The following is a 17,529-nucleotide window of genomic DNA, read 5'->3' as shown; positions in this document are numbered from 1 at the left end:
CACGGTGCCCTGTCGCGATAAACAGGTGATCAACGATCGCTGACGGCGGCCCGTGCACGGTCAGGTCATCGGTGCGGGCTTGATGACCGCGAACGCCGCGCCCGCCGGGTCGGCGAGGCCGGCGATCCGGCCGACCTGCTGGACGTCGGTGGCGGCCATCGTCACCGCGCCGCCCAGCCGCTCCGCGGCGGCGACCGTCGCGTCGACGTCCTCGACCGCGAAGTACGGCAGCCAGTGCGGTCCGGCCGCGGCTCCGGCCTTCGCCTGGTCGAGCGGCACGAGCCCGCCGAACGACGACGTGTCGTCCTCGGTGCCGGCGGGACGGATCATGGTGTACGAGCCGCCGGGATACTGCATCGCCCCGGTCTGCCATCCGAAGACCGTGTGGAAGAAGGCGGCCGCAGCCGGCACGTCGGGGGTGTAGAGCTCGGACCAGATCAGTGCGCCCGGCTCCATGATCATGCCGAGTCCGGTGTTCGTGCCGGGCTGCCACACTCCGAAATAGGCGCCCGCACTGTCGGTGAAGCCACCCATGCGCCCGTAGTCCAGTACGTCCATCGGAGCGAACGCGGCGGTGCCGCCTGCCTGCTCGACCGTCCGCGCCGTGGCGTCCGCGTCGGGGGTCTGGAAGTAGACGGACCACGCGGGCTTGCCCTGCTCCTCGGACACGGTCATGACGCCCGCGACCGTCCTGTCCCTCAGCCGGTACGTGCCGTACCCCCCGGTCTCGGGGCCGCCGGGCACCAGCTCCCAGCCGAAGAGGCCCCGGTAGAAGGCCGTGGCCACGTCGATGTCGGGGGTGCCCAGGTCGATCCAGTTGGGGGCGCCGGTCTCGAAGGACGGGTCGAGCATGGTGTGCTCCTCGGGCGTGTGCACGTGTACCCGCGCGCCTCGTGGCACGGGCGTTCCCACCCCCTCCGAGTCTTGCACCGGGCGCCGAGGACCGCAGCCCCGCCGCGCCCGCGTCCCGGAGGTGCGGGCGGGTGCCCGTCGCACCTCCGGGACCGCCGGCGCGTCCCGCACGGGCCGCCGTCAGGCCCGCACCCGGCGGGAGCGCGCCGGCAGCTCCGCGGCCGTCAGTGCTCGTGCTCGCCGGCCGCTTCGGCGGCGTGGTGCGGCGGGTCGTATCCGGGGACCGTGCCGTCGGCCTTGGCGACCAGCAGCAGCCCGGCCATCCCCATGTCGGAGTGGCTCTGGACGTGGCAGTGGTACATCCAGGCCCCCGCCCCCACGTGTTCGCCCGCGATGACCTGGAAGCCGAAGGACTCGGCGGGCCCGCAGATCTTCGTGTCGACGACGCGGCTGGGGTCGTCCGGGCCGGTGAGCAGGCCCGTCCGGTTGTCGGCCCAGCGGTGCCCGTGGATGTGGAACGTGTGGTAGTACTCGCCGTGCGTGATCATGACGACCTCGACCCGGTCGCCCACCGTCGCCTCGAAGTTCGGGGCCTCGTGGGCCGCCTTGTTGTTGATCGTCATGTCGTTGAAGACGATCGTGATGGTCTTGTCGGGCAGGACGTCGCCCTTGCGGCGCACGACGAGCGGCCCGTACAGGCCCTTGCGGATGCCCCCGGTGCCGTGGTCGGTGCCGACGACGTGGTCGTGGTAGTGCCAGTAACCCGCGCTGCCCGCCTGCCAGGTGCCGTCCTTGCGGCGGCCGGGGGCGTGGGTGCGCCAGGTGTAGGTGCGCGTGCCGCCGGGTTCGACGTGGCTCCGGTTCATGCGGGTGCCGTCGCTGGCGATGTCGTAGTCCACCCCGTGGACGTGGAGACTCGCGTCGACGTCCGTGGTGTTCTCGAATTCGATGTGCAGCGTGTCGCCCTCGACGATCTCGATGAGCGGGCCGGGGACCGACGCCTTGCCCTTCTCGAAGCCGTAGCCCATGGTCCCGTCCGCCAGCTTCTCGGCGTACAGCTTGAGATGGCGTACGGCTCCCCCGGCGGGCGCGGTCTTCGCCGGGTTCTCCGCCGATGTGGCCTGGACCGCCCCCAGTGACATCGATGTCACCCCGGTCGCGGCCGCGACGCCGCCACCCACGAGCATCCGGCGGTTGAAGGTCCTTCGGTCCATGTCGAACTCCCCACTGAGATACGGAAACTGACGCACTGCACCCCCTGGACGGCCCACACGGTAGCCGGGGGAACCTCGTTTATCCACACTCAGGACAAAGTTCGTTCGATTGCTGCCATACCTATTGGCGAGCCGCGAAAAGAGGTCTAGCTTCGTGCGCTGTCGCAGTGACCGCAGAGGTGCGGTGACGGAAGTGTGACCGGAGAAGCGACCAAGAGGGGTGGGTGACCACATGCAGCGCACACCACATCACAGGTCCAGATCGCGCCGCGGTATCGCGGCGGCCGTGGGGATCGGGGCCCTGACCGCGTCCCTGCTGGGCGGGAACGCCACCGCGAGCCCGTATCCGGATCCGGGGTTGAAGGAACGGATGGCGACAACGTTGTCCCTTCCTTCGCCGCCGGGCGGGGCCAACGTCAAGGTGCTGGTGTTCCACGCCTCGGCCGGCGACGAGTCGCCGACCGTCGACGCGGGGATCGCGGCCATCGAGAAGATCGGGCTCAGCGGTCCGGAGGCCGGGCGGTTCAAGACCGTGGCCACCGACGACGCCGGGGTCTTCACCAACGGCAAGCAGCTCGGCAAGTACAACGCCGTCGTCTTCCTGACGGGCGGCGGTGACGTCCTCGACCCGGAGCAGGAAGCGGGTCTGGAGGCGTACATGGAGGCCGGCGGCGGCTTCCTCGGCATCCACGACGCGGCGCGCACCGAGCCGTACTCCGACTGGTTCACCGGCCTCGTCGGCGCCCGCCCCGCGGCGGACAGCCCCACGGCCGTCCAGCGCGCCACCGTGGAGATCGGCGACCGGCAGCACCCGGCGACGAAGAACCTCCCGCTGGAGTGGAAGCGTCCGGACACCTGGCTGAACTGGAAGACCAACCCGTCCGGCGCCGTGCACACCGTGGCCCGGGTCCGCGAGCTCACCTACACCCCGGGCAAGAGCGCCAACGGCTGGGACCACCCGGTCTCCTGGTGCCGCGACTACGACGGCGGCCGGTCGTTCTACACCGCCATGGGCGGTACGGCGGCGAGCTTCGCCGAGACGGACTTCCGTGACCACCTGCGCGGCGCCCTGGCCTGGACGAGCCGCCTCTCGCAGGCCGACTGCAAGGCCACGATCGACTCCAACTACACGGCCGAGCGCCTCACCCAGCCCAACCAGCCCGGTGCGAACGACCAGATCGGCGAGCCCCACGGCCTGGTGACGGCGAAGGACGGGCGGGTCTTCTACATCGGGCGCGGCGGCGCGGACAGCAGCGTGCCCGTGGTCACCGACTGGAACAACCCCGACGTCGGCAAGGGCTGGGGTGAGATCCACGTCTACGACCCGGCGACGAAGAAGGTCACCCTGGCCGGCCGGCTGAGCATCTTCGGCAACAAGGGCGGCGGCGACGAGCTGGTCAAGGTGGAGGAGGGTCTGCTCGGCATCGAGCTGGACCCGGACTTCGCCACCAACGGCTGGGTGTACCTGCACTACACCCCGCACGCGAAGATCGACCGCGACAAGCAGATGGCGGTGCGTCAGGTATCGCGCTTCACCTTCGACCAGGCCACGAACAAGCTGGACCTGGCGTCGGAGAAGGTGCTGCTGTCCTGGCCGGTCCAGATCCACAGCTGCTGCCACGCGGGCGGCGGCATGGCGTGGGACTCCAAGGAGAACCTCTACATCGCCACCGGTGACAACAACTCGTCCGGTTTCAGCGATGGTTACTCCGGCAACAACCCGCAGCCGAATTACAAGGGCGTGTCCTTCGCGGACGCCCGGCGCACCGCGGGCAACACCAACAACCTCAACGGGAAGATCCTGCGGATCCACCCGGAGGACGACGGCACGTACACCCTGCCGCAGGGCAACCTGTTCACCGGCAAGGAGCCCGACGAGGGCGGCGGAAAGACCCGCGGCGAGATCTATGTGATGGGCGTGCGCAACCCGGCACGTATCTCCATCGACAAGTCGACGGACACGCTGTACGCGGGCTGGGTCGGCCCCGACGCCGGTGCCCCGAGCACGACCTGGGGTCCGGCGAAGTACGACACGTTCGCCGCGATCACCAAGGCCGGCAACCACGGCTGGCCGTACTGCATGGGCAACAAGCAGCCCTACCGGGACCGCAACCTGCCCGACCCGTCCAAGCCGCTCGGCTGGTACAACTGCGACGCGCCGAGGAACGAGTCGCCGAACAACGACGGCCTGGTCAAGCTGCCGCCGATCACGTCGAACACCATCTGGTACTCGCCCCAGGGCGGCGGCGTCGACTACCCGCGTGACGCCAACGGCATCCCGAGCTACAAGGTCGAGGACCAGAAGCAGCTCCTCCCCTGGCTCAAGGGCGGCGGCCAGGCCACGATGAACGGCCCCGTGTACCGCTACGACGCGGCGAGCACCAGCGAGGCCAAGTGGCCCTCGTACTGGGACGGGAAGTGGTTCGTCGGTGACTTCTACGACGACACCCAGCCGCGCCACGCCGTGCTGACCGACCCGAAGACCGTCGGCAAGGGCGGCCTGCCCACGCACGCCGAATCCCTGAAGAAGATCATCCCGGTCGGCGCGACCGGTATCCGCAACCTGATGGACTGGAAGTTCGCCCCGGACGGCTCGCTCTACGTCCTGGACTACGGTCGCGGATTCTTCACCTCCGACTCCAAGTCCGCGCTGTGGCGCGTGACCTACAAGGGCGGCGGCCCGACCCCGGCCGCCGCAGACCTGGCCAGGAAGGCGGCAGCTCAGTGAGACGACCCATGCTCCTCGCCCGGCAGCGGTACGGGCCCGCACACTGGTGGCTCGCCCTGTTCGGCTCGTTCCTGATGGTCCTCGGGCTGGCTTCGACAGCGGCGTACGGACGGGAGGACGACCGGGCGTCGGCCGCGGCCGACCAGGTCCTGACCTGGACCGCGGGCGACCCCATCGACCGCTATCTGTCGGCGCCCAAGACCGCGGTGGCCGGCGCCGCGACGCTCGTGTTCGAGAACAGCGCGGCCACCGGGAACACCACGGGCATGCCGCACACGCTGACCTTCAGCGTGTCGGACGTGGAGTTCAACAACGACGTCGCGGTCAACATCCTGGCCAACCCCAGTGACTCCGAGGGCGGCAAGCACAGCGTCCAGGTGACCCTGACGCCGGGACGGTACTTCTACCACTGCACGATGCCGGGCCACGGGTCGATGCAGGGCATCCTGACGGTGACCGAGGGCAGCGGCGAGGACACGGCCGCTCCCGAGACCTCGGCGACCGTGACCGGTGACAAGAACGCCGACGGCGCGTACATCGGCCAGGCGACGGTCGCCGTCGCCGCCACCGACACGGGTTCCGGCGTGGACACCGTCGAGTACGCCGTCGGGGCCGACGGCGCGTGGCAGCCGTACACCACGCCGGTCGTGGTGAACGAGGTGGGCACCCACAAGATCCGCTACCGCGCCACCGACAAGGCGGGCAACGCCGCCGCCGAGAAGTCCGTCGACTTCGCGGTGGCCGCGCCCCCGACGGACGACAAGACGCCGCCGGAGACCTCGGCGACCGTCTCGGGCGAGAAGGACGCCTCCGGCGCGTACCTCGGCATGGCCACGGTCACCGTGACCGCGTCCGACACCGGCTCGGGCGTCAACACCATCGAGTACGCCCTCGGGGCCGACGGCGCCTGGAAGGCGTACACCGCTCCCGTCATGGTGCACGAGGTGGGCTCGCACACCGTCCGCTACCGCGCCACCGACAAGTCGGGCAACGTGGCGGCCGAGAAGTCCGCCGACTTCAAGGTCGTGGAGCCGCCGTCGCAGGACAAGACGGCGCCGGTGACCTCCGTGACGGTGACGGGCGACAAGAACTCGGACGGCGCGTTCATCACGAGCGCCAAGGCCACGGTCACCGCGACGGACGCGGATTCGGGTGTGGCCAAGGTCGAGTACTCCCTCGACGGCGGTCCGTACCTGGCGTACACCACCCCCGTCATCGTGGACCGTGTCGGCTACCACACCTTCGCCCACCGGGCGACGGACAAGGCCGGCAACACCTCCACTGCGAAGCAGTCCTCGTTCACCATCGCGGAGAGCGGCGGAGTCCCGCCGCCCAACTGCCCCGAGTACGACGAGCGGCTCACCGTCATCGTCGGAACGGTCGACTCGGGAGTCCCCAACCGGCTCACCGGCAACCGCTGCACGATCAACGAGCTGATCGAGGACGAGAAGGACTGGTCGTCGCACGCGCTGTTCCTCAAGCACGTCGACAAGGTCCTGGACAAGCTGCTCACCGACGGTGTCGTCGACACCCGTGAGCACAAGAAGATCTACAAGGCGGCCAAGCAGTCCGGCATCGGCAAGCCGGGCCAGGACGAGGGCTACACCAAGCTCTTCGACGGCACGGCCGCGTCCCTCGCGAAGTGGGAGCAGGTCGGTGGCGGGAAGTTCGGGCTGAACACCGCGGACGGCTCCATCACCAGCTCCACCACCGTGGACGGCATGGGGATGCTGTGGTTCCCGGCCAGGCAGTACGGGGACTTCTCGATGAAGCTCCAGTGGCGGGACGACGCCCCGGGCAACGGCAACGCCAACGGCGGTGTGTTCGTCCGCTTCCCGAACGTCCACGAGCAGCCGGAGGAGTCCCGGCCGGAGTGGGCGGCGATCAAGTACGGCCATGAGGTCCAGATCAACGACCGGCCCGACGGCGACATGTACAAGACCGGTTCCCTCTACGGATTCGACCGGGTGGGTCTCGGCGGCGCCGGGGTCACACCCAAGGGCACCTGGAACGACTACGAGATCCGGGTGGTGGACCAGCACTACTCGATCTACCGCAACGGTGTCCTGCTGAACGAGTTCGACAACACCGGCGGTCAGCTGTTCGAGCCGCCGCGGGGTGACGACCCGGGGACCGACGGCCGGCGCTACGCCTCCGGCTATGTCGGACTCCAGGTCCACAGCACCTCGGACGTGATCTCCTACCGCGACATCCGCATCAAGGAGCTGTAGGTCACAGACGGAGACGGGAGGCCGTGGCCGCGTGCTCAGGCACGTGGCCGCGGCCTCCCGGGTGTCTGTGGCGCCACACCCAGAAGACCGTGCAGGACACCAGCGCCCAGATCGCCAGCACGAAGTAGGGGAAGACGTACTGGTGGCCCTGGTAGTAGACCGCGGTGTGCTGTGCGTTGACCGAGGCGCCGGGCGGCAGCCAGCGGCCGATGTGGCCGAGGGCGGAGGGCAGCAGCGGCCAGGACACCGCACCGCCGGACGACGGGTTTCCCAGCAGCACCATCACCCCCCAGGTCGGGATGATCGCCCAGCGGCCCATGAGGGTGTTGAACATCGTGAAGACCATGCCGGACGTGAACATGGTGAGGGCGAGGATCGCCCACGACTGGGCGAAGGGCAGATCGAGCGCTTCGAGCCCCCAGTCCACGATCGCGGCGATCGCGAAACCGCCGAGCAGGGAGTAGCTCACGGTGAACAGGATGCGTTCCAGCGGGTTGAGGGCCCGCGCGTGCACGCTGAGCTGGATCGCGCCGAGGAAGCCGATGATGACGGCGGCGATCGAGATGTAGAAGAGGGCGAGGCCCCGCGGATCGCCGCTCTGGAGGGGCATGACGTCCTGCACCTTGAGCGGGGTGCCGAGAGTCCGGGCCACCGTCGCCCCGGTCTGCTCCAGCAGTTGGGCGACGGTCGAGCCCGAGGCGCCCGCCACCTGCATGTCAACCCCCTGCCCGACGGTGCGGAAGATCACGAAGACCTTCTGGTCGTCGATCGCGTCCCGGGCCTGCGTGGCGTCCGGATAGCGGCGGAGCTGCAGCGAGGCGTCGAGCGCCTTCTCCATCCCCGCGAGGAACTCCCTGGTGTGCGGCGCCCTGGCGTTGTCGACGACGGCGGCCGGGATCTCGCGCGGCGTCGGGTTCGCGAGGGCGTAGGTGTACGAGGCGGCGAAGAGCCCGGCCCCCGCCGAGATGATCAGGCCCACGACCATGGCGGGGAGGTACGGGGACTTCTTGTACGCCTCCCACTTCTCACGCCGGGTCAGCGGCTTGCCGTGCGCCCCGTGTCCGCCGTCGCCTCCGGACGTCATGCGGGTCCCCCGTCGTCGCGGCGGGCGCGGCTGGGCTGCACGCGCTTCGGCTCGCCCGGCATCTTGGGGTATTCGGGGGGATAGGGCAGATCGCCCAGCTCGTGGTCGTGCTCGTCGCGCCGGGCGAGCTCCAGCAGGGCGTCGAGGCGGAAGGCGTGCTCGTCCATGTCGGCGTGCAGGTCGCCCACCTCGGCGAAGCGGGCGGGCATGCTCCGGAGGTCGAAGTCGCGCGGCTCGGCGTCGTCGACCTCCTCCCAGCGCAGCGGCGCGGAGACCGGGGCGTGCGGGAAGGGGCGTACGGAGTAGGCGGAGGCGATGGTGCGGTCGCGGGCCGTCTGGTTGTAGTCGACGAAGATCCGCTCGCCCCGTTCCTCCTTCCACCAGGCGGTCGTCACCCGGTCGGGCATCCTGCGCTCCAGCTCCCGCCCGACCGCGATGGCCGACCGCCTCACCTGGGTGAACGTCCACTCCGGGACGATCGGGACGAAGACGTGGATGCCGCGCCCGCCGGAGGTCTTGGGCCAGCCGCGCAGGCCGTGGTCGTCCAGGACCGCGCGCAGCTCGTGGGCGGCCCTCACCGCGTCGGCGTAGTCGGTGCCGGGCTGCGGGTCGAGGTCGATGCGGAGCTCGTCCGGGTGGTCGGTGTCGGCCCTGCGCACCGGCCAGGGGTGGAAGGTCAGGGTGCCGAGGTTGGCCGCCCAGAGGACGGCGCCGAGCTCGGTGGGGCACATCTCGTCGGCGTGCCGGCCGCTGGGGAACTCGATCCGCGCGGTCGGGGTCCAGTCGGGGAGGTTCTTCGGCGCGCGCTTCTGGTAGAAGAAGTCCCCCTCGACCCCGTCGACGAACCTCTGGAGCGTGGTCGGCCGCTCCCGCAGGGCGCGGAGGATGCCGGGTCCCACCGCGAGGAAGTAGTCGGCCACGTCCTTCTTCGTGTAGCCCTTGTCCGGGAAGTACACCTTGTCAGGGTTGGACAGCCGTACGGCTCGCCCGTCCACGTCCAGTTCCACCGCTGCTCCTGCGCCCATGCCGAACACCGTAGGCGGCACGCACATATGCCGCATATCGGAAGACGTGCCCGGTCCGCCGGGTGAGAATCGGGCCATGGACCTGCCGGTGATGCCTCCCGTGAAGCCGATGCTCGCCAAGTCCGTGAAGCGGATCCCGCCGGGCATGCAGTACGAGGCGAAGTGGGACGGCTTCCGCGCGATCGTCCACCGGGACGGCGACGAGGTGGTGATCGGCAGCCGGACGGGGAAGCCGCTCACCCGCTACTTTCCCGAAGTGGTCGCGGCCGTCCTGGAGAACCTGCCCGCCCGCTGCGTGATCGACGGCGAGATCGTCGTGCCGTGGGAGGGACGGCTGGACTTCGACCGGCTGAGCGAACGCATCCATCCGGCCGACTCCCGCGTACGCATGCTGGCCGGGGAGACGCCGGCCGGCCTCGTCGCCTTCGACATCCTCGCGCTGGACGACGCCTCGCTGCTCGGCGCCCCGCAGACGGAGCGCCGAGCGGTCCTGGAGGGGGCGCTGGCAGGCGCGTCCGCGCCGGTGTACCTCGCACCGGCCACCACGGACCAGGCGCTCGCGCAGGACTGGTTCGAGCGCTACGAGGGCGCGGGGCTCGACGGAGTGGTCGCGAAGCCGCTCGACCTGCCCTACCGCCCCGACACCCGCGCCATGTACAAGATCAAGCACGAGCGGACCGCCGACTGCGTCGTGGCGGGCTACCGCTTCCACAAGAGCGGCCCGGTCGTCGGATCGCTCCTGCTCGGCCTGTACGACACCGGGGGCGCCCTGCAGCACGTGGGCGTGTGCGCCGCCTTCACGATGAAGCGCCGCGCGGAACTGCTGGAGGAACTGGACCCGCTGCGCATCGACCCCGCCGGGCACCCCTGGTCGGCCTGGGCGGACGCCACGGCGCACGAGGGATCTCGGCTGCCGGGAGCGCCCAGCCGCTGGTCCGGCAAGAAGGACCTGTCCTGGGTGGCGCTGAGCCCGGAGCGCGTCTGCGAGGTGGCGTACGACCACATGGAGGGCGACCGCTTCCGCCACACCACCCAGTTCCGGCGGTGGCGGCCGGACCGCACCGCCACCGGCTGCACCTACGCACAGCTGGAGGAAGTGGTGCGGTACGACCTGTCCGAGGTGCTCCGGCCCGGCTGACCCGTCAGGGGGCCGGGGTGGCGCAGGGATCACCGGCCGGGTCGCCGTCCGGCGTGGTGCCGGGTGACGGGTCGGGGCCGGCTGTGTCCGTGGGGCACTCCGGGGGCGTGGTGGTCGGGTCCGGATCGGGTGACGTGGTGGGGTCGGGCGTGGTGGTCGGGTCCGGCGTGGTCGTGGGGTCGGGTGTGGTCGTCGGGTCCGGCGTGGTCGTGGGGTCGGGCGTCGCGGGACCGGTCGGATCGCCGGTGCCGGTCGGGTCCGGACCCGGACCGGTGGGGCTCGGGGAGCCTGAGGGGCCGGTGGTGGGCGAGGTGGAGGGGCTCGGTGATCCCGTCGGCTGCGGGCCGACGACAATGCCTCCCCCGCCCTTGCCCGGGGCTCCGGGGCCGCCGACCGGGGCCTGCGGTGCGTGGGGGCCGCCCGCACCCGGGCTGCTCGGGACCACACCGCTGCCGTCGGCCACCGTGTGGACGCCCTTGCGGTAGAACTCCAGCCAGGACCGCACCGTCCGCAGGTAGGTGTCCGAGTGGTTGTAGCTGAGCACCGCCCGGTCCAGGTCCGCGCGGACGGACAGGTTCCGTGTCCCCGCGCAGAGGTAGTGGCCGGCGGCGAGGGAGGCGTCGACGACGTTGCCGGGGTCCTTGCGTCCGTCTCCGTTCCCGTCCGCGCCCCAGTGCGCCCACGTCGAGGGGATGAACTGCATCGGCCCGACGGCCCTGTCGTACGTCGCGTCGCCGTCGTAGGCCCCGCCGTCGGTGTCCGGGATGCGGGCGAAACCCTCACCGTTGAGGACCGGGCCGAGGATGGGGGTGAGCGTCGTGCCGGAGGCGTCCACCCGTCCGCCGCCCGCGTGGCCCGACTCGACCTTGCCGATCGCCGCGAGGAGCTGCCACGGCAGGTTGCAGCCGGGATCGGTACGGGCCAGGGCGCGTTCCGCGTTGCGGTAGGCGGCCAGGACGGTGGCGGGGACGCCCGCTTCGGCCCAGGACCGCACGACCGCCGGGGAGCTCTGCCCGCGGCCCGCCTTCGACGGTGGCTGCGGTGACTTCAGGGGCGGGAGCTCCGTGTGGTAGCTGTCGTCGTTCGGCACCTCGGTCCAGACGACGTCGTCCGTGGCGGCCGTCTTCTCCGTGGCGTCCGCGCCCGCGGCGAGCCCGGGTGCCTGGGACGCCGTCAGCGCCGCCATGGCGGCCACCGCGGTGGCGGTGCCGCCGAGTCCGCGGCGCATCTTTCCGTGGAACCTCACGCGTGCTCCTCTCCCCGGGTCACTGGGTGAACGTGTCGATGGCCGAGATGCGCCAGGCGCCGTCCCGGAGGACCGCGTCCACGGCGAACATCGCCGCCGCGTACGTCGTCTCCTCCTTCTCGCCGGTACGGGTGTTGCTCTGGTCGGCGAACACCAGCAGCCTCGCCCGGTCGCCGTCGAGCACCTGGACCCCGCTCCCGGTGACGGTCGTGGTGAGCACGAGCTTCTGCTTCGGCGCCTGGGCGCGTACCTCCGCGAGCATCTCCCGGTGCTGCTGGACCGCCTTGCCCACGAGGTAGGTGCGGGCCGCGCGGTCGGACTTCCCGGGCGAGGCGTAGTCGTACGAGAAGACGGCGCCGACGGCCTGCGTGATCCGGCCCTTGACCTCGCTGGTCCGGGCGATGTCGGTGAGCGCGGTGTTCTGCCGGGCGGGTTCGTCGCGCAGGTCACCGGCAGAGGTGAACGCCCAGGCGGCGAAGGCTCCGAGGAGCACGGTCACGGCGCAGAGTGCGGCCGGGAGCGGAATGCGGGGGCGTGGCAGCCGCCCGCGCGGTGCTCCGTCATCCGCGGGCTCCTCGTCGGCCGTGACGCCGTCCCGGGAGTGTGGTCCCGAGGCGGGGTCCTCGTCCTGCGCCTGCGCCTGTGCGTGCTCCTGCTCCTGCTCCTGCTCCTGCGGGTTCTCGTCGCGGGCCTGTTCGTCCGCCGGGGCCGCCGGGGTGCGGGGCGGCGTCGCGGTCGCGGCGACGACGGCAAGGCGGCGGCGCCGGTTCACGAGGTGACGGGTCGTCGACATGTGCGGTGGTCCTCTCGAAGGGGGCGGGTCAGCCGGCCGTGCTGCCGACGGGCGCCTGGCCGAGGGCGCTGAGCTTCCAGCCCGTGGAGGTGCGGGTGAGCTGCCCGAGCATGCGGCTCTCCTTCACCGCCGGCTTGCCCTCGGACGCGGTCACCGTGACCCGGAGCGCCACCATCACCGCGGCTTTCCCGGCCCGGTCGTCGAGCTCGGTCACGGCCCCGGACAGGATCTTCGCGGTGCTGACCGTCTTCGCCGCCTCGATCTGCTCGACGAACGCGTCCCGTCCGTCGACGAGTTGGCTGTGCAGATCTCCGGTGGTCGAGTCCTCCCAGCTGTCGAGCCCCTCCTCCAGCTCGGCGTGGTCCAGCGTGTTCATGTTCTGCACGGCCTGCTCCCCCGCCGCGAGCACGTCGTCGCGGGCCTGCGCGTAGGCCGCCGAGTCGTCGTGCGCCGCCTCGTAGCGGGACCAGCCGCCCCAGCCCGCGACGCAGGCCGCGGCGATCGTCAGCGCGATCGCGGCCGCCGTCAGGGGATTCCCCCTCATCCGTACCCGTGCCATCCGGTGCCTCTCCCCTTACCTGGACGTGATGTCGACGATCCGCCAGTGCCCGCCGCGCAGTTCCGCGGTGACGGACAGCTGGGCCGCCGCCGTGGTGGCCGCCTTGCCCTCGCGCTCGTAGACCTGGTCGAGGAACACGAGCAGGTGGGCGCTGGACCCGCTGAGCCGGGTGACCCCGGCGCGTACGACCTGGCTGGTGAGCGTCAGCCGCTGGTCCGCCGCCTGCTTCTCGACCTGGCCGAACAGGGCGGCGTACTGCTGGAGCGCCTTGCCGCCGAGCAGGTGCTTCGCCGACTCCTTGGTGGCGGCGGTGGCCTGCGGGCTGTACGAGAAGACCTTTCCCAGTGCGCTGCTCACGTCGCCCACGACCCGGGTGGTCGCGGCGGTGTCCGTGAGCGCGTGGTTGGAGGTGGCCGGGGTGTCGCGCAGCTGGCGTCCCTGGGCGAACAGGGTGCCGCCCGTCGCCAGCAGCGCGACGGCGAGCACGGCGGCGAGCGCGCGAGGCCATCGCCGCGGGCGCGGAAGGGCGGGCTGCCCGGGTCCGGTCGCGGTACCCGGCTCCATCGCGGTGCCTGGTTCCGGCGCGGGGCCCGGTTCGGCCACCGTGCCGTCTTCCGGACCGGGCGTCGTCGTGTCCCCGCTCCGCTTCATGAGCCGCTCCCGACCGGTAGTGCTTCGAGTGCCTTGACCTTCCAGCCCTGGCCGGTCCGCGCGAGGGTCACCTCGAAGCGCTTGCGCTCGGTCCCGGCCTTGCCGGTGCGCGGGGTGATCTCGACGTCCACCGTCGCGATGAGCGCCGCGGTGCCGGCGCGGTCGTCGAGCGCCGTGAGGGCGGCGTCGGTGACCTTGCCGCGTGCGGTGGCGCCGGATGCGGTGAGTTCGGCCGCGTCCTTCTTCCGGGAGCTCTCCAGCCGGTCGTGCAGTGGTCCGGTGGAGGATCCGAGCCAGGCCGTGAGGCCGGAGTCGACGCCTTGGGTGCTCCGGCCGTCCATGCTGGTGAGCCTGGCGAGGTGCCGCTTGCCGTCGGCCAGCGCGGCGTCGCGGCCCTTCGCGTAGGCAAGCGTGCCGTCGCCGCGCGCCTGGGCGTACGACCACGCGCCGAGGACGCACACCAGTGCGGCGGCGAGCATCGCCGCCCAGCCGAGCCGTGTTCTCGTCCGGTCGCTCATGCGCCGCCTCCGAGGCCGAGCAGGCCGGCCATGCCGTCGGCCGCGCGCGGGGTGCCGGCGGGGGCGCCGAGGGCTCCGGGGAGGGACGCGCCGGGCTCGGCCGGTTCGGGGACGGGTCCGCCCTTCGGGGCGTTGGCGCTGCCTCGGACGTTGATCCCGCTGCCGGGCGCCGACGCGCACCGGGCCTTGGTGTTGGCGGCGGGCGCGGGCGAGAGGTCGGTGCCCACCCGGTAGGTCGTACCGCCGTAGCCGGAGGTGCAGGGCAGCGGTTCGAAGAAGGTGACGGACATCCCGAACCTGGCGCCGTCGGCGTCGATGGCGCTGGAACCGGCGGCCGCGACCGCGGGCACCTTCACCAGGAGTTCCTCCAGTCCACGCTGGCGGGTCACGGCGACCTCGGACGTGGTGAGCAGGTTCGCGACGACCACCCCGAACTCGGGGTCGAGGTCCCGGAGCAGCCCGCTGATCTGCTCGGTGGCGCCGGGTGCGGCGGCGATGAGCCGGCGCAGATCGGTGTCGGAGTCCTTGAGTTCGTCGGCCAGTTCCTTGGCCCCGGAAGCGAACCCCTTCAGCGCCTCGCCCTGTTCGGACTGGGTGCGCAGGACGGTCTCGCCGTCGGCCATCAGCTTCGTGGTGGTGGGCAGGGCCTCGTCGGCGGCCTCGACGAACTCGCCGCTGGTGTCGAGGAGGACCTGGAGGTCGTCGCCCCGCCCCTCGAAGGCGGCGCCGAACTCCTCCACGACCGTGCGCAGGGCCTCCGTGTCGACGGAGGCCGTCAGGTCGTCGACGCTGGTGAGGACGTCGGTGACGGGCGCGGGAATGGTCGTGTCGGCCTGGTCGATGACCGAGCCGTTCCCCAGGAAGGGGCCGTCGGCGCGGGTGGGCCGCAGGTCGATGTACTGCTCGCCGACCGCGGAGAGATTGGCGACGACGGCGTGGAGGCTGTCGGGGATGGGGGGCGCGTCGTTCTCGATGCGCAGTTCCGCCTCGACCCCGTCGTCGGTGAGTTCGATGGGACCGACCCTGCCGACCGACACGCCCCGGTAGCTCACGTCGGAGTGGGTGTACAGGCCGCCGGTCTGCGGGAGCTGGACCGTCACGGTGTAGTAGCCGCGCAGTCCGACGTAGTGGCCGAGGTCGGCGTACCGCGCACCGAGGTAGCCGAGGACGAGTACGGCGATGAGGAGGAAGGCCACGTTCTTGAGGCGGACGGCTGTGGTGATCATCAGCGGGTGCCCTCCGTTCCCGGTGCCGTGACCGAGGGCAGTGGCAGGGGCAGCGCCGCTCCCTTGCGCGTACCGGACGCCGCCGGCGGTGTGGTGGCCGGGGTGAGCGCCGGTATGACCTGGGTGCCGGGCACGGCCGTCACGTCGAGGTAGACGTTGAGGTAGTCGCCCTTCACCCCGCGCAGCACCTCGTCGGTGAACGGGTAGGTGAGCAGCACCTGGAGGGAGTCCGGCAGGTCGTCGCCCGAGTCGGCGAGTGCGGTGAGGGTGGGTGCGATGGCCTTGAGGTCGGCGATCATGTCCGCCTTGCTCTTGTTGATCGTGTCGACGGCGACGGTGGACAGGGAGTCGAGCGAGCGCAGCATGGTGAGCAGGGAGCCGCGCTGCTTCTCCAGGACCTTCATGCCGGGGGTGAGCCCCGTGAGGACCGTGCCGACGTCCTGCTTGCGGGTGGCGAGCGTGGCGGAGAGCCGGTTCACCCCGTCGAGGGCCTGGGTGATGTCGGCCTTGTGGTCGTCCAGGTTCGTGACGAGCGTGTCGACGCGCTTCAGCATGGAGCGGATCTGTGGTTCCCGGCCCGCGAGCGCCTTGTTCAGCTCGGTGGTGATGGTCTTGAGCTGGCTGACCCCGCCGCCGTTGAGGAGCATCGAGAGGGCCCCGAAGACCTCTTCGACCTCGGGGTTGCGGTTCGTCCGGGAGAGCGGGATCCGGTCGCCGTCCGCGAGGGCGCCGCGCGCGGCGCCGGTGCTCGGGGGTGAGAGCTGGACGAACTTCTCGCCGAGGAGGCTGGACTGTTCGAGGTGGGCGTAGGCGTTGGCGGGCAGGTCGATCGAGCCGTTGACGCGCATGGTGACCTTCGCGGTCCACCCCCCGGGCGTCAGGGCGATCCTGGTGACCCGTCCGACCGCGACGTCGTTGACCTTCACGGACGACTGCGGGGCGAGGCTGAGTACGTCGCCGAACTCGGCGGTGATCTCGTACGGGTGGTCGCCCAGGTCGGCGCCGCCCGGCAGGGGCACCTGGTCGATGCCCGTGAGGGACGGCAGGCTCACGCTCGTCACCACGAGGGTGAGGCCGGCTCCGGCGGCGACCAGGGCTGCCAGACCGGCGAGCGCGCGGTTGCCGGGTCTGCGCGGGGCGCGGCTCATCGGGGCGTCTCCTTCTTCTCCTGCGGCCCGGTCCGGTCCGGGGTGCCGTAGACGGTCCCGACGGCGGGCAGCGGCAGGGCGGGCAGACTCTGCCGGCGGGCGGCGTCCACCGGCGCGAGTCCCGTCAGGCCGGCCCCCGGCTCGGTGAGCGGTCCTCCCATGGACAGCTCGTTGAGGTTGGTGCGGCCGTTGAGGGTGCGGTTCGCCGGGTCGTAGGCGTTGAGCACGTTGCCCGCGGCGAGCGGCAGCGTGTCCAGGGACTCGGCGAGCGAGGCGCGCTGGTCGACCAGGGTCTGGGTGAGGGGCACGAGGAGGTCCACGTTCTCCTTCAGGGCTCCGTGGTTCCGCTGGATGAAGCCCTTGACCTGGCCGAGTGCCTTGCCCAGTTCCTCGAGCGCCGCGCCGAGGTTCTTCCGGTCGTCGGCGAGGAAGCCGGTGACGGAGTTCAGCTGCTGCTCGGCGGCCCGTACGTCGCCGTCCTTGTCCTTCAGCATCGTGGTGAACGTCTGCAGGTAGGACAGCGTGTCGAAGAGGTTGCCGCTGCTCCTGTCGAGGGTCTTGGTGGCCTTGCCGAACTGTTCCACGGAGTCGCCGATGGCCTTCCCGTTGCCGTCCAGGTTCTTCGCGCCGGTGTCGAGGAGTTCGGCGAGCGCACCGTCGGTGTTCGCCCCGTCGGGGCCGAGCGCGGTGGAGAGTTCGGTGATCGACGCGTAGAGCTGGTCGACCTCGATGGGCGTGGCGTTGTCCGCCGCCGGCAGTACGGCGTCGTCCTTCAGCCGGGCTCCTCCGGTGTAGGCCGGGGCGAGCTGGACGTACCGGTCGGCGACCAGGCTCGGGGCGACGACCACCGCGTGTGCCTCCTCGGGCACGTCGACGCCCTCGTCGAGCCGCAGGACGACCCGGACCTCCCGGCCGTGCGGCTCCACGGACTCGACGGTGCCGACCTTGACGCCGAGGATCCGCAGGTCCGATCCGGCGTACACGCCCGTGGCCTGGTCGAAGTAGGCGGTGATCGTCGTCTTCCCCCGGTCGTCCATCGCCATCACCCCGGAGGTGGCGGCCACGGCGACGACGGCGAGTCCGGCGGCGATGCCGATGACGCGTGTGCGCCTCATG

General features: G+C 71.2%; 15 protein-coding genes. 3 read left to right on the top strand and 12 right to left on the bottom strand.

From position 1 onward, the window contains the following. Window positions 1–60: 60 nt before the first annotated feature. On the bottom strand, window positions 61–852 hold the full coding sequence (locus OHT61_RS27785; protein ID WP_329041978.1) for a VOC family protein: 792 nt from the start codon (window positions 850–852) through the stop codon (window positions 61–63). Window positions 853–1,076: 224 nt separating this feature from the next. Next, window positions 1,077–2,066 (bottom strand): multicopper oxidase domain-containing protein, encoded by a 990-nt coding sequence (locus OHT61_RS27780; RefSeq protein WP_329041976.1) that lies wholly within the window; start codon window positions 2,064–2,066, stop codon window positions 1,077–1,079. A gap of 232 nt (window positions 2,067–2,298) precedes the next feature. Here OHT61_RS27780 and OHT61_RS27775 point away from each other — a divergent pair, with 232 nt between their 5' ends. Beyond that, the gene (locus OHT61_RS27775; protein ID WP_329041975.1) at window positions 2,299–4,794 is read left to right on the top strand and encodes a ThuA domain-containing protein; all 2,496 of its coding nucleotides are present in this window, start codon (window positions 2,299–2,301) and stop codon (window positions 4,792–4,794) included. Continuing rightward, window positions 4,791–7,025: an OmpL47-type beta-barrel domain-containing protein gene (locus OHT61_RS27770; protein WP_443049555.1), complete on the top strand. Its 2,235-nt coding sequence runs from the start codon at window positions 4,791–4,793 to the stop codon at window positions 7,023–7,025. The genes OHT61_RS27775 and OHT61_RS27770 overlap by 4 nt, the downstream gene beginning before the upstream one ends. A 1-nt stretch (window position 7,026) precedes the next feature. Here the strand turns inward: OHT61_RS27770 and OHT61_RS27765 are convergent, their stop codons facing one another. Next, entirely contained in the window at window positions 7,027–8,109 is a 1,083-nt protein-coding gene (locus OHT61_RS27765) for an ABC transporter permease (RefSeq protein ID WP_329041974.1), read from the bottom strand. After that, window positions 8,106–9,116: a non-homologous end-joining DNA ligase gene (gene ligD / locus OHT61_RS27760; RefSeq protein WP_329043403.1), complete on the bottom strand. Its 1,011-nt coding sequence runs from the start codon at window positions 9,114–9,116 to the stop codon at window positions 8,106–8,108. The genes OHT61_RS27765 and ligD overlap by 4 nt, the downstream gene beginning before the upstream one ends. Before the next feature lie 94 nt (window positions 9,117–9,210). Between ligD and OHT61_RS27755 the strand changes: the two genes are divergently transcribed. Further along, a complete protein-coding gene (locus OHT61_RS27755) occupies window positions 9,211–10,272 on the top strand; it encodes an ATP-dependent DNA ligase (RefSeq protein WP_329041973.1) in 1,062 nt (353 codons plus the stop codon). Window positions 10,273–10,276: 4 nt separating this feature from the next. Here OHT61_RS27755 and OHT61_RS27750 read toward each other — a convergent pair whose 3' ends face one another. From OHT61_RS27750 to OHT61_RS27715, 8 genes are read right to left on the bottom strand one after another with little or no spacing between them, the layout of a single operon-like run. After that, entirely contained in the window at window positions 10,277–11,518 is a 1,242-nt protein-coding gene (locus tag OHT61_RS27750) for a lytic transglycosylase domain-containing protein (RefSeq protein WP_329041972.1), read from the bottom strand. 19 nt (window positions 11,519–11,537) lie between these two features. Continuing rightward, window positions 11,538–12,311 (bottom strand): hypothetical protein, encoded by a 774-nt coding sequence (locus OHT61_RS27745; RefSeq protein WP_329041971.1) that lies wholly within the window; start codon window positions 12,309–12,311, stop codon window positions 11,538–11,540. A gap of 28 nt (window positions 12,312–12,339) precedes the next feature. Beyond that, on the bottom strand, window positions 12,340–12,870 hold the full coding sequence (locus OHT61_RS27740; RefSeq protein ID WP_329041970.1) for a nuclear transport factor 2 family protein: 531 nt from the start codon (window positions 12,868–12,870) through the stop codon (window positions 12,340–12,342). 15 nt (window positions 12,871–12,885) lie between these two features. After that, a complete protein-coding gene (locus tag OHT61_RS27735; RefSeq protein ID WP_443049553.1) occupies window positions 12,886–13,521 on the bottom strand; it encodes a hypothetical protein in 636 nt (211 codons plus the stop codon). Beyond that, the gene (locus OHT61_RS27730) at window positions 13,518–14,039 is read right to left on the bottom strand and encodes a hypothetical protein (RefSeq protein WP_329041968.1); all 522 of its coding nucleotides are present in this window, start codon (window positions 14,037–14,039) and stop codon (window positions 13,518–13,520) included. The genes OHT61_RS27735 and OHT61_RS27730 overlap by 4 nt, the downstream gene beginning before the upstream one ends. Continuing rightward, a complete protein-coding gene (locus OHT61_RS27725; protein WP_329041966.1) occupies window positions 14,036–15,265 on the bottom strand; it encodes an MlaD family protein in 1,230 nt (409 codons plus the stop codon). The genes OHT61_RS27730 and OHT61_RS27725 overlap by 4 nt, the downstream gene beginning before the upstream one ends. Beyond that, the gene (locus tag OHT61_RS27720; protein ID WP_329041964.1) at window positions 15,265–16,413 is read right to left on the bottom strand and encodes an MCE family protein; all 1,149 of its coding nucleotides are present in this window, start codon (window positions 16,411–16,413) and stop codon (window positions 15,265–15,267) included. The genes OHT61_RS27725 and OHT61_RS27720 overlap by 1 nt, the downstream gene beginning before the upstream one ends. Next, a complete protein-coding gene (locus OHT61_RS27715; RefSeq protein WP_329041963.1) occupies window positions 16,410–17,528 on the bottom strand; it encodes an MCE family protein in 1,119 nt (372 codons plus the stop codon). The genes OHT61_RS27720 and OHT61_RS27715 overlap by 4 nt, the downstream gene beginning before the upstream one ends. Between the last annotated feature and the right edge of the window lies 1 nt (window position 17,529).

The organism is Streptomyces sp. NBC_00178, assembly GCF_036206005.1.
Classification (GTDB): domain Bacteria; phylum Actinomycetota; class Actinomycetes; order Streptomycetales; family Streptomycetaceae; genus Streptomyces.
This window is presented reverse-complemented; position numbering and strand designations above follow the sequence as displayed.

Excerpts from the sequence above, each read along its gene's own strand:
- OHT61_RS27780 (WP_329041976.1), bottom strand. The coding sequence starts at position 2,066 with ATGGACCGAAGGACCTTCAACCGCCGGATGCTCGTGGGTGGCGGCGTC.
- OHT61_RS27785 (WP_329041978.1), bottom strand. The coding sequence starts at position 852 with ATGCTCGACCCGTCCTTCGAGACCGGCGCCCCCAACTGGATCGACCTG.
- OHT61_RS27740 (WP_329041970.1), bottom strand. The coding sequence starts at position 12,870 with ATGGCACGGGTACGGATGAGGGGGAATCCCCTGACGGCGGCCGCGATC.
- OHT61_RS27735 (WP_443049553.1), bottom strand. The coding sequence starts at position 13,521 with ATGAAGCGGAGCGGGGACACGACGACGCCCGGTCCGGAAGACGGCACG.
- OHT61_RS27765 (WP_329041974.1), bottom strand. The coding sequence starts at position 8,109 with ATGACGTCCGGAGGCGACGGCGGACACGGGGCGCACGGCAAGCCGCTG.
- OHT61_RS27730 (WP_329041968.1), bottom strand. The coding sequence starts at position 14,039 with ATGAGCGACCGGACGAGAACACGGCTCGGCTGGGCGGCGATGCTCGCC.
- OHT61_RS27755 (WP_329041973.1), top strand. The coding sequence starts at position 9,211 with ATGGACCTGCCGGTGATGCCTCCCGTGAAGCCGATGCTCGCCAAGTCC.
- OHT61_RS27715 (WP_329041963.1), bottom strand. The coding sequence starts at position 17,528 with ATGAGGCGCACACGCGTCATCGGCATCGCCGCCGGACTCGCCGTCGTC.
- OHT61_RS27725 (WP_329041966.1), bottom strand. The coding sequence starts at position 15,265 with ATGATCACCACAGCCGTCCGCCTCAAGAACGTGGCCTTCCTCCTCATC.
- OHT61_RS27720 (WP_329041964.1), bottom strand. The coding sequence starts at position 16,413 with ATGAGCCGCGCCCCGCGCAGACCCGGCAACCGCGCGCTCGCCGGTCTG.
- OHT61_RS27775 (WP_329041975.1), top strand. The coding sequence starts at position 2,299 with ATGCAGCGCACACCACATCACAGGTCCAGATCGCGCCGCGGTATCGCG.
- OHT61_RS27745 (WP_329041971.1), bottom strand. The coding sequence starts at position 12,311 with ATGTCGACGACCCGTCACCTCGTGAACCGGCGCCGCCGCCTTGCCGTC.